Raw genomic sequence first — 10,960 nt, 5'->3', positions numbered from 1 at the left:
ATAGATATCCGTGAATCAGGAGGAAGTTACTATGGCAAAACAAGTGAAAACCATTGGCGTATTAACCAGCGGCGGCGACGCACCAGGTATGAATGCTGCGATCCGTGCCGTTGTCAGAACTGCAATCCATAAGGGATTGGTAGTAAAGGGAATTATGAGGGGATACGCGGGCCTTCTGCAGGAAGAGATTGTCGATATGAACAGCACCAGTGTATCGGACATCATTCATCGGGGCGGTACCATTCTATATACAGCCAGATGTCAGGAATTTACCACAGCTGCAGGACAGCAAAAGGGTGCTGAGATCTGTAAAAAACATAACATTGACGGAATCGTAGTAATCGGCGGAGACGGTTCATTCCGCGGTGCCGGTAAGCTTTCTGCACTTGGAATTAACACCATCGGACTTCCTGGAACCATTGATTTGGATATTGCTTGTACGGATTACACCATTGGCTTTGATACAGCAGTGAACACTGCCATGGAAGCCATTGATAAAGTCCGGGATACATCCACTTCCCACGAGCGCTGCAGCATTATTGAAGTAATGGGAAGAAATGCCGGATATATTGCACTCTGGTGCGGCTTTGCTAACGGAGCAGAGGATATTCTTCTGCCGGAGCGGTATGACGGAGACGAGCAGGCATTGATTAACCGCATTATTGAGAACAGAAAACGCGGTAAGAAGCATCATATCATTATCAATGCAGAAGGAATTGGTCATTCCTCATCCATGGCTAAGAGAATCGAGGCAGCTACCGGTATTGAGACAAGAGCTACCATTCTGGGTCACATGCAGAGAGGCGGAGCACCTACCTGTAAAGACCGCGTGTATGCTTCCATCATGGGAGCCAGAGCGGTGGAACTGCTTTGCGAAGGTAAGAGCAACCGCGTAGTAGGCTATAAGCACGGAGAATTTGTTGATTTCGATATTCAGGAAGCATTGGCAATGACCAAGGATATTCCGGAAGATCAGTATCAGATCAGTAAGATGCTGGTTCGTTAATGAGAATCGGAAATTCATAGAACAGGCGGGACAGCCGGAAGTAGTGATACTCCGGTTGTCCCGCCTTTTTGATGTTACCTATGTTTACAGATGTTCCAGCCATGTTTTAGCCAGAGAGATCCAGTTCTGGCACTGGGGCACGATACAGCGGCCGTCATCGCCGGAAACTTCACTGTTTGCCAGAGACAGTCCGTGGCAGCCTGTGGGGTAGATGTGCATTTCCACGCTGACTCCGTGCTCCGTGAGTGCATCCGCCAGTAAGTAGCTGTTTTTTACCGGTACGGCATCGTCGGTAGAGGTGTGCCACAAAAAAACAGGCGGTGTGTGGGAACCGACCTGATGTTCCAGAGAGACCAGGCGGCGCAGTGTTTCGTCGTCTGCATCTGAACCCAATAAATTAAGGAAGGAACCCTTGTGGCAGTAAGGACCGGAAGTGATTACCGGATACGCCAGAATCATGCCGTCTGGCTTTATATTCTCAGGGGTAAGCGATAACGGCCCGTATAAAAACTCCTGATTCCAGAATGCTCCCAGGCTGCAGGCAAGATGACCTCCTGCCGAAAAACCGCAGACAATAATCTTATCCGGATCAACCAGCCATTCCTCTGCGTGGGAACGGACCATAGAGACAGCACAGGCCAGTTCCATCTGGGGATAGGGAAAGGAATCAGGAGCAATGCTGTAGCGGAGAACAAATGCATGGCAGCCCATAGATAAAAACTGCATGGCTATGGGTTCACTCTCCCTGTCAGATAGGTGTTCGTAACCGCCTCCCGGACAGATGATGACTGCCGGACGCATGCGGTCAGGTGCAACAGAAACGGGGGCTAAGAGATAGGCACTTAGTGATGCGCCGGCAGTTAATTTTTCTTTGCCGGCCTGCTTGTTCGTGATATTAATCTGTTCTGTAAACTGCTTCATAGTCTGTAATACTCCCTTTTCTAAACTGTTTTTTGTCAGCCCAAACTTATGTAATCCAGATTATCTTATCATAAGTCTGAAAAGAAGTAAGAGAAAAAGTTCATAAAAATGGAAAAATATATTATAGATATTGCACAGTCATTTATAACACTTCAATCTCATAAGTGACAAGTTAGAAAAACCATGCTATGATAAAAAACAGGTTCGCAATGGACAAAGCTGAAATTGATATTGAACGAAGAGAGGAAAAGAACCATGGATGTAATTGAAAGGTATATCAATGAATTGATGGAAAAAAGCACACCGGACCGTCCGGTCTGGAACATTGAGAAGATTCTTCAGGGAGAGAAAGCCGGCTGGAATTACATTGACGGCTGCATGATCAAGGCGGTCTTAGAGATGTATTCCATTACGAAGGATTCCAAATATCTGGAGTTTGCAGATACGTTTATTGACTACCGTGTAAAGGAAGACGGATCCATTGATGGATATGATGTAGAAGAACTGAACATTGATAATGTGAATGCAGGAAAAACCCTGTTTGAACTTTATGATCTGACCGGCAAGGAAAAGTACAGGAAGGCAATCGACCTGGTTTACAGCCAGATTGAAAAGATGCCAAGAACCAAAGAAGGAAATTTCTGGCATAAAAATATTTACCCCAATCAGGTGTGGCTTGACGGTCTCTACATGTGCCAGCCATTTTATATGGAATATGAAACCCGGTTTAATGACAGAAAAAACTGTGAAGATATTTACCGCCAGTTTGCCAATATAACAAAGCATATGCGGGATTCTGAGACGGGATTATACTATCATGCCTATGATTCCTCCAGAGAGATGTTCTGGTGTGATAAAGTGACCGGACTTTCCCAGAATTTCTGGCTGAGAGCACTGGGCTGGTATTCCATGGCGCTTCTTGATACCATGGATAAAGACAATCATAACGAGCAGCAGGCATTGCAGCAGATGAAAGATGCATTTAAGTCACTGATTGATGCCATGTTAAACTACCAGGACCCAAGCGGCATGTGGTATCAGGTGGTCAACTTGGGCGGCATGGAGAAGAACTATTTGGAAACCAGCGGCAGCGCGATCTTCTCCTATGCGATCTTAAAAGGCGTGCGCCTGGGTTATCTGCCTGAAGCATATGCAGAATACGGAAAGAAGGCATTTGAAGGAATCTGCAGAACTTATCTTCATATGGAAGAAGGAAATATGAGTTTAGGCGGAATCTGTCTGGTGGCAGGTCTGGGAGGCAAGGACAGAAGAGACGGAACATTCCAGTATTATATGTCTGAGCCGGTGGTAAAAGATGATGCAAAGGGAGTAGGACCGTTCCTTCTTGCATATACAGAGATGAAACGGTGCGGATGGCAGTATCAGTCATAGAATAAAAAAGGGAATGAGGCAGCCGGCCTCATTCCCTTTTTAACTTAAACTGTTCTGTGCGAATTTCTTCGGTGAAATACCCGTCTTCTTTGTAAATGCTTTAAAGAAGTTGCTGTAATCATTAAAGCCGCACATGCTGTATACCTCATTCACACTGTAACCGCCTGCCAGCAGCGTCTGGGCCAGCTCAATTCTTCTGGTTGTGATATAGGAGTTAATGGTGGTTCCCGTTCCTTTTTTAAAAAGCCTGCAAAGGTAGGAGGTGCTCAAATAAAAATGGGCAGCAATCTCCCCGATGCTTAAGGAAGAATCAATGTTATGATGAATATAAGTGATAATATCTGCCACCTTGCTGTTAAAATACTGTCTCTGTTCTTACGGCTGTTCACCCAGATCTGCTTCTGCCGCACATTTCGTTAAAAAAACCAGGAACTCTGCGAATGCCGAACGTTCTTCCACGTCATGTCCAAAACCATCTTCCACAGCCAGTTTATTAAAATAATAAGTAAACCTCCGCTGCTGTCCCTGGCTTAAATGGATCCGGTGGGAAAAATTCTCCGGACGGTGTGTAAAACAGTAGGTCAAATCCGTAAGGTCGGTGGAAATGGTCTTTAAATACTCCGGATCAATAAAAACAGCATACCGTTCATGGGGAATGGACGAATCCATCTGAAGGATCTGGTGCTTTTCCCGGGGATTAATCATGAATAAATCGCCAGGTTCTATGCGGTAATTATTGTCTTCAATTAAAAAAGTACGGCCGCCGCTTATGGAGAAATAAAACTCGCAGCAGCGGTGACTGTGCATGCTTAAAACGCTGCTTTCTTTGTGAAGATGTGCAATGGAAAAATAATGGCTTTCAAAACAGCGGTCAATTCCTTCCGAATATGAAGTAAGTACTTTCATTATGTGTATTCTCCTTGGCTAATACTACTAAAATAATATCATAGGATGTCAAAATATGCAATGTTTTGTGCTGAATTTGAAATGAATTATAAGGTAATAGGTGTTATAATATTAAAAAAGTGTTGTGTAAGCGCTTACGCAAAATACATAAATCTATCATCAGAATGCGGAAACATTTACACTGACTTTTAAAGAACTCATTTATGAGGGAGAGAAAAAGGAGAGAAAAAGATGAGAAAAATCAAACAGTGGACAGCAATGGGGTTAGCGACTGTTATGGCAATGTCTCTATCTGCCTGCGGGTCCGGCAAAAGCAACACTGCTGAGACAACCACTGCTGCACCTGCAGAAACTACTACTGCTGCAGCAGAAACTAAAGCTGCAGGAGCTACAACTTCCGGAGAGCCGGTAGAACTGAAATTTTCCTGGTGGGGCGGCGACACAAGACATGCTGCAACAGAAGAAGCAATCAAAGCTTTCCAGGCAAAATATCCAAACATAACTGTAACTCCAGAATATGGTGCATGGACCGGTTGGGAAGAGAAGCAGTCCTTAAATATTTTAGGCGGCAATGCGGCTGATGTTATGCAGATTAACTGGAACTGGATTGATTCCTACAGCCAGGGCGGAAAGTCTTTCGCAAACCTGGAGGATTACTCCGATGTTCTTGATTTAAAACAGTTCACACCGGAGAGCCTTGACCTTTGCAAGGTAGATAATAAATTAATGGCAGTTCCGATTTCCTTAACAGGCCGTCTGTTCTACTGGAACAAGACAGCATTTGATGAGGTTGGTGTTGCACTTCCTACTGATCTTGATTCCTTATACAAGGCAGGAGAAGCATTCAAGGCAAAAGATCCTGATATGTATCCGCTGGCACTTGGCGAATATGACCGTATGATCCTTATGGTTTACTATCTGGAATCCAAATACGGCAAGAACTGGGTAGAAGACGGCACAGTGAACTATACCGAAGACGAAGTAAAAGACGGTATGGACTTCATTACAGGACTGGAAGAGAAACACGTAATTCCTACTCTGGCTACGATCAGCGGCGATATGGCTGACTCTCTTGACAAGAATGCAAAATGGATTGACGGCAAATATGCAGGTATCTTCGAGTGGGATTCCTCTGCATCCAAGTTCAAAAAAGCTCTGGAAGGCAGCGTTAACAAACCTGGTCAGGAATTCGTAGTTGGCGAGTTCATTAAGATGGGCAACAACAACGGCGGATTTACAAAGATCTCCATGGCATTTGCAGTTGCTGCAAACTCCAAGCATCCGAAGGAAGCAGCTATGCTGATCAACTTCCTGTTAAATGATGAAGAAGGCGTTAAGATCTGCTCTACTGAAAGAGGTATTCCCTGCTCAGCAGCCGGTTTAAAGATCCTTCAGGACAACAAGCTTGGCGATCCTCTTACCATTGAAGCAAATACAAAGGTTATGGATTACAGCAAGTTCACTCTGGACAGCAAATTTGAGCACAATGACTTAAAGGCTAACCCAGACGGCGTTTACTACAAAGTATTTGGCAAATTAAGCTCAAAAGAGTCTGATTCTGCTACTGCTGCAAAAGAACTGATCAAGGGTGTAACTGATACACTTGAGAACTAATTGTCTTTAAAAAGATAAGATATTCATATTTCATACGAGCCGCCATAGTTCTATGGCGGCTCCCATAAAGAAAAGGGCAGACAAAACGTCATGGAATGCAGAAATGAGACATTAAAACCATATCAGCTTATGGGAGCAGTACAAATGTATGAAGCAACCGGAGAAGATGCTTTTAAAAAGTTTGTAATGGATCAGTTAAGCAGAATGGAAGCCCCGGAAGGGACGGCAGACAGTCTGCCGGCGCAGGATTATTCCGCTTATTTTTTCGCTTTGGAACAAACCGGTAATGAAAAATACAGTCGAAAGATAGAAGATGTCATGAAAGCCCCGGAGTGGACTTTGGAGCTTATGCCGTTTATAACAGCATATGACACAAAGTATAAAAGAAAAGAGCATTATAATGAGATTGCGGCCATGTTTCGGGAGAAACAGCAGTTTACAGGAGATGATCTGGTGTCACTGATTGATACGATTGCTCAGATGTCAGAAGAGATCTATGAATATTATAGGGAATTAAGGGATTTGTTTAAGGTTATAGTCAAGGAGAAGATGAAAGACCTCCCCAATTCTTCTGAAATTATGGAAATTGGTTATTCCATTCTGAAAGCATGCAACATTGGCGTGCTTCAAAAAGAGAAATACGGTAATTTCGGGGAACTTGTATGGAAAAATATTGCGGGGATTGATAAGAATACATGTACGGGTTTAAAAGATATGATCTGTGCGCAGCATATAATTTTTAATAAACAGGAGGTATGAGCACTATGAAGTCAAAGGGTATACGTAAGTTCCTGGCTGATAATGCGGGATTCTTCTTTGTCCTGCCATGGCTGATTGGATTTATACTTTTTAAAGTTTATCCATTCGCCTCTTCATTGTACTATAGCTTTACTAATTACGATCTGTTTAATGGCGTAACGAAAACAGGTATGATGAACTATAATAAGATTTTTACGGATTCTGATATTACAAGAGCATTTCTGGTAACTTTTAAATATGCGATTTTTGACGTTCCTTTAAAGCTGACCTTCGCATTATTTATTGCTTATATTCTGAACTTCAAATTAAAGGGAGTTAATTTTTTCAGAACTGCTTATTACATTCCCTCTATTCTGGGAGGCTCCATCGCCATCGCCATTTTGTGGAGAGCTGTATTTAATACAGACGGTCTGATCAATGCGGTTGTTGTTGCGCTTGGCGGAGAAAAAATCAACTGGATGGCATCTGCCAACGGTGCTTTGGCTGTTATCATCATGTTAAGAGTATGGCAGTTTGGTTCAGCCATGGTAATTTTCCTTGCAGCCTTAAAAGGTGTATCGGAAGATTTATATGAAGCTGCCTCCATTGACGGAGCAGGAAAATGGACCCAGTTCTTTAAAATTACAGTTCCTTTAATTACACCGGTTATTTTCTACAACCTGATCACTCAGTTATGTCAGGCATTCCAGGAATTCAACGGACCATTCCTTGTAACAAAGGGCGGACCAAACGGTGCTACTACACTGATTTCCATTCTTATTTACAACAATGCGTTCCTTCGTCATAAGATGGGTATGGCAAGTGCCCAGGCCTGGATTCTGTTCCTGATTGTCATGACATTTACGGCAGTTGCATTTGTAAGCCAGAAGAAATGGGTATATTACTCAGATGAAGACGGGAGGTAGATGACATGACGAAAGAGACAAAAAGAAAAATAAGCACAGTGATCCGTTATACCCTTCTCCTCGTAATCGGGTTCATTATGGTATATCCCCTGATCTGGATGGTAGGTGCGACATTTAAGACCAACTCAGAGATTTTTACCAGCGCATGGTTCTGGCCTAAAAATCCGGTTACTGACGGTTATGCCAATGCCTTCGTTGATTACGGCGGGAAAATTAACCTGATTAAATCGCTTTTAAACACTTATAAAATCGTAGTTCCCAAGGTTATTTTCACTGTAATTTCAGCAACCATTACTGCTTATGGCTTCGGACGGTTTGAATTCAAGGGAAAAGCAATCCTTTTTTCTCTTATGATTTCCACTCTGTTCCTTCCACAGGTAGTTTTAAATGCACCACAGTACATCATGTTTAACAACTGGGGCTGGACAAATTCCTATCTTCCTCTTGTTATACCTTCTTTATTTGCAGGTGATACATACTTCTTATTCATGCTGGTTCAGTTTTTAAGAGGTGTGCCGAGGGAGCTGGAAGAGGCAGCCAAGATCGACGGCTGTAATTCACTTAAAACATTATGGTATGTCATTGTTCCCATGTTAAAACCGTCACTGGTATCTGTTGCACTGTTCCAGTTCATGTGGACTTCCAATGACTTTATGGGACCCCTTATTTATGTTTCCGACATGCCGAAATACACAAACTCCATTTACTTACGTATGTCAATGGACGGTGATGTAGGGTTTCAGTGGAACAGAATTCTGGCGATGTCACTCATCTCCATTATTCCTTCTCTGATTGTATTCTTCTGTGCGCAGGATTCCTTCATTGATGGTATTGCTGCAGGCGGAGTAAAAGGTTAATGGTCAAAAGAGGGCGTGGTATGCAATTGCTGCGCTCTTTTTCAATAGAAAAAACAAATAACACAGGAAAACTTGACAGGTGAGGTTTAACAGTATGGAATTAAGAGTTGCATTTCAGACAGCGCGTTCTGTAACCATAGAGACAATCACGGAAACAATTTATGAATTCGACACTCCGGGCCAGATTCTTTTAAATGGTGAGAGCCGGGGAGAGACAAAGCAGGTTGTGTTTACTTTGTTTGACTTAAAGCCGGATATGGATTATAATATTTCTCTGGAAAGAAATGGAGAAAAGGCAGAAGTAAACTTCCATACGGATTATGAATTTGTCACAATCAATGTCAGGGAAGCTGGAGCCCTTGGAGACGGAATCCAGAACGACACCGCTTTCATTCAGGCTGCAATCATGGCATGTCCCAAAGACGGAAGAGTTTTAATTCCTGCAGGAAAATACAAAGTCACCAGTCTCTTTTTAAAGAGTCATATAAAGATTGAACTTTCCAAAGGAGCGGAGCTCCTTGCACTTACTGACCGGTATCAGTTTCCCAGATTCCCCGGAATGATCGAAAGCTATGATGAAAAAGACGATTATAACCTGGGTACCTGGGAGGGCAATCCCCTTCCCATGTTTGCAGGCATCATAACCGGCATTGATGTGGAAGATGTTGTAATCTATGGAGAGGGAACCATCAACGGACAGGCTTCCTTTGACAACTGGTGGGACAATGTAAGAGTGATGAAGGGGGCATTCCGTCCCCGCATGGTTTTCTTAGAAAGATGCAGGAAGATCACTCTTTTGGGCTTTTCTTTGAAAAACAGTCCGACCTGGGTTCTTCATCCCTACTTCAGTGAGGACTTAAAGTTTTTAAATTTAAGTATCAGCAATCCGGCAGATTCCCCGAACACAGACGGTCTGGATCCGGAATCCTGTAAGAACGTGGAGATACTGGGACTACATTTTTCTCTGGGTGATGACTGCATTGCCATCAAGTCAGGTAAAATTTATATGGGACGCAGATATAAGACACCTTCTGAGAACATCACCATTCGTCAGTGCCTGATGGAGAACGGTCACGGAGCTGTTACCATAGGAAGCGAAGTGGGTGCCGGTGTGAAAAACATCCGGGTAGAACGCTGTCTGTTCCGTCACACGGACAGGGGGCTGCGGATCAAGACCAGAAGAGGAAGAGGGAAGGACTCCGTTCTTACGGATATTACCTTTGACCACATTGACATGGATCATGTGATGACTCCCTTTGTAGTCAATGGATTTTACTTCTGTGATCCCGATGGCAAATCCGAATACGTTCAGTGCCGGGAACCGCTTCCGGTTGACGACAGGACGCCTGAGATCGGCCGCTTCCGCTTTACCAATATAAAGGCGGTTAACTGTCATGTAGCTGCTTCCTTTCTCTATGGGCTTCCGGAGAAGAAGATTGAGCGTATTGAATTTAAGAACGTTGACATTTCCTTTGCAAAAGAGGCGAAGTCAGGAGCTCCCGCCATGTTAAGCGGAGTGGGAGAATGCACCAGAAAAGGCTTTTATATCAGCAATGTGGACACCCTGATCTGTGAAAATGTTCATATTTCCGGACAGGAAGGGGAAGCATTTGAATTAAGCAATATCAATCATTACGAAACCATCTAAAGGAGAAGAACACAATGCAGATTGGAATTCGGTTACACGATGTGGCACCAGGTACCATAGAGGAACGTTTAAAAATAGCCGGCGAACAGGGATTTTGCTGTGTACACCTGGCGCTGACAAAGACAATTGAGGATCATTCGGTGGAGAATTCCGCCTTGACACCGGGATTTGCTTCATATCTGCGCAGTAAATTTGCGGAGCATCATATGGACATCGCTGTTCTGGGCTGCTATTTAAACCTGGCACATCCCGATCCGGAAGAGATTAAGAAGATCCAGGAGCGTTATTTTGCCCACCTCCGTTTTGCCTCCATCTTAGGCTGCAGCGTAGTGGGAACAGAGACAGGCAACCCTAATGCAGAATACCGTTTTGAACCTGCATCCCATACAGAAGAAGCGCTTCAGACATTTATTACCAACCTTCGTCCGGTAGTGGAATGTGCGGAAAAATTCGGTGTAATCATGGCAATCGAACCGGTATGGAGCCATATCGTATACAATTCCAAGCAGGCGCTTAAGGTGTTAAAAGCAATCAATTCCCCGAATTTAAGAATTATTCTTGATCCGGTTAATTTGCTGTCTGTGGAGAACAGCAGTGAATATGACAAGGTGATAAAAGAAGCTATTGAGGATCTGGGAGAGTATACCGATGTCCTCCATATGAAGGATTTTGTAATAGAAGGCGATAAGGTGGTTTCCGGAGCACCAGGAACCGGAGTCATGAAATATGATACAATCCTGAATTTTGCAAAGAAAGACAAGCCTTATATCCAGATGACAATCGAGGATAGTACGCCGGATAACGCAGAGTGGTCAAGAAAGTTTCTTGAAAATTACAGCTGCAGCTAAGCAGAAATTCCTGATAAAAAAATCATAAATAGATTGAAACATAAAAAAGAGCTTTGACTGGTATTAAACCATATCAAAGCTCTTTTATGTGTGCGCCTTGCGGC

Annotated in this window: 11 protein-coding genes; 8 read left to right on the top strand and 3 right to left on the bottom strand. The window is 43.5% G+C overall.

Translation table 11 applies throughout. From position 1 onward, the window contains the following. The first annotated feature begins 31 nt into the window (after positions 1-31). The gene (gene pfkA / locus DS742_RS02075; protein ID WP_117415386.1) at positions 32-1,006 is read left to right on the top strand and encodes a 6-phosphofructokinase; all 975 of its coding nucleotides are present in this window, start codon (positions 32-34) and stop codon (positions 1,004-1,006) included. A gap of 84 nt (positions 1,007-1,090) precedes the next feature. Here the strand turns inward: pfkA and DS742_RS02070 are convergent, their stop codons facing one another. Then, the gene (locus DS742_RS02070; protein WP_117415385.1) at positions 1,091-1,927 is read right to left on the bottom strand and encodes an alpha/beta hydrolase; all 837 of its coding nucleotides are present in this window, start codon (positions 1,925-1,927) and stop codon (positions 1,091-1,093) included. A gap of 255 nt (positions 1,928-2,182) precedes the next feature. On the opposite strand from DS742_RS02070, the gene DS742_RS02065 reads away from it, so the two are divergent. Further along, positions 2,183-3,319 (top strand): glycoside hydrolase family 88/105 protein, encoded by a 1,137-nt coding sequence (locus tag DS742_RS02065; RefSeq protein WP_117415384.1) that lies wholly within the window; start codon positions 2,183-2,185, stop codon positions 3,317-3,319. A 39-nt stretch (positions 3,320-3,358) separates the two neighbouring features. Here the strand turns inward: DS742_RS02065 and DS742_RS29360 are convergent, their stop codons facing one another. Together DS742_RS29360 and DS742_RS29355 are read right to left on the bottom strand one after the other, a co-directional pair. Next, positions 3,359-3,667 (bottom strand): helix-turn-helix domain-containing protein, encoded by a 309-nt coding sequence (locus DS742_RS29360; protein WP_242996361.1) that lies wholly within the window; start codon positions 3,665-3,667, stop codon positions 3,359-3,361. Positions 3,668-3,694: 27 nt separating this feature from the next. Further along, positions 3,695-4,225, bottom strand: coding sequence for an AraC family ligand binding domain-containing protein (locus DS742_RS29355; RefSeq protein WP_242996360.1), 531 nt, complete (start codon positions 4,223-4,225; stop codon positions 3,695-3,697). Positions 4,226-4,456: 231 nt separating this feature from the next. On the opposite strand from DS742_RS29355, the gene DS742_RS02055 reads away from it, so the two are divergent. From DS742_RS02055 to DS742_RS02030, 6 genes are all read left to right on the top strand, one after another. Continuing rightward, complete coding sequence (locus DS742_RS02055) at positions 4,457-5,839, top strand: ABC transporter substrate-binding protein (RefSeq protein ID WP_117415383.1); 1,383 nt, start codon at positions 4,457-4,459, stop codon at positions 5,837-5,839. Between the two features lie 90 nt (positions 5,840-5,929). Beyond that, complete coding sequence (locus DS742_RS02050; RefSeq protein WP_117415382.1) at positions 5,930-6,598, top strand: glycoside hydrolase family 88 protein; 669 nt, start codon at positions 5,930-5,932, stop codon at positions 6,596-6,598. Between the two features lie 5 nt (positions 6,599-6,603). Then, positions 6,604-7,503: a carbohydrate ABC transporter permease gene (locus DS742_RS02045; RefSeq protein WP_117415381.1), complete on the top strand. Its 900-nt coding sequence runs from the start codon at positions 6,604-6,606 to the stop codon at positions 7,501-7,503. Positions 7,504-7,508: 5 nt separating this feature from the next. Continuing rightward, a complete protein-coding gene (locus tag DS742_RS02040) occupies positions 7,509-8,360 on the top strand; it encodes a carbohydrate ABC transporter permease (protein ID WP_117415380.1) in 852 nt (283 codons plus the stop codon). A 94-nt stretch (positions 8,361-8,454) separates the two neighbouring features. Further along, on the top strand, positions 8,455-10,008 hold the full coding sequence (locus tag DS742_RS02035) for a glycoside hydrolase family 28 protein (protein WP_117415379.1): 1,554 nt from the start codon (positions 8,455-8,457) through the stop codon (positions 10,006-10,008). Between the two features lie 14 nt (positions 10,009-10,022). Then, complete coding sequence (locus DS742_RS02030; RefSeq protein WP_117415378.1) at positions 10,023-10,856, top strand: sugar phosphate isomerase/epimerase family protein; 834 nt, start codon at positions 10,023-10,025, stop codon at positions 10,854-10,856. Positions 10,857-10,960: the final 104 nt, after the last annotated feature.

It is taken from the genome of Lacrimispora amygdalina, assembly GCF_003432035.1.
In the GTDB taxonomy this organism is placed as follows: Bacteria; Bacillota; Clostridia; order Lachnospirales; family Lachnospiraceae; genus Lacrimispora; species Lacrimispora amygdalina.
The sequence above is the reverse complement of the archived record's forward strand: the minus strand, read 5'-3'. Positions and strand labels throughout refer to the sequence as shown.

What these genes read in the sequence shown, in the direction of transcription:
- DS742_RS02070 (WP_117415385.1), bottom strand. Translation starts at nt 1,927, where the DNA reads ATGAAGCAGTTTACAGAACAGATTAATATCACGAACAAGCAGGCCGGC.
- DS742_RS29355 (WP_242996360.1), bottom strand. Translation starts at nt 4,225, where the DNA reads ATGAAAGTACTTACTTCATATTCGGAAGGAATTGACCGCTGTTTTGAA.
- DS742_RS02040 (WP_117415380.1), top strand. Translation starts at nt 7,509, where the DNA reads ATGACGAAAGAGACAAAAAGAAAAATAAGCACAGTGATCCGTTATACC.
- pfkA (WP_117415386.1), top strand. Translation starts at nt 32, where the DNA reads ATGGCAAAACAAGTGAAAACCATTGGCGTATTAACCAGCGGCGGCGAC.
- DS742_RS02050 (WP_117415382.1), top strand. Translation starts at nt 5,930, where the DNA reads ATGGAATGCAGAAATGAGACATTAAAACCATATCAGCTTATGGGAGCA.
- DS742_RS02065 (WP_117415384.1), top strand. Translation starts at nt 2,183, where the DNA reads ATGGATGTAATTGAAAGGTATATCAATGAATTGATGGAAAAAAGCACA.
- DS742_RS02055 (WP_117415383.1), top strand. Translation starts at nt 4,457, where the DNA reads ATGAGAAAAATCAAACAGTGGACAGCAATGGGGTTAGCGACTGTTATG.
- DS742_RS02035 (WP_117415379.1), top strand. Translation starts at nt 8,455, where the DNA reads ATGGAATTAAGAGTTGCATTTCAGACAGCGCGTTCTGTAACCATAGAG.
- DS742_RS02045 (WP_117415381.1), top strand. Translation starts at nt 6,604, where the DNA reads ATGAAGTCAAAGGGTATACGTAAGTTCCTGGCTGATAATGCGGGATTC.
- DS742_RS02030 (WP_117415378.1), top strand. Translation starts at nt 10,023, where the DNA reads ATGCAGATTGGAATTCGGTTACACGATGTGGCACCAGGTACCATAGAG.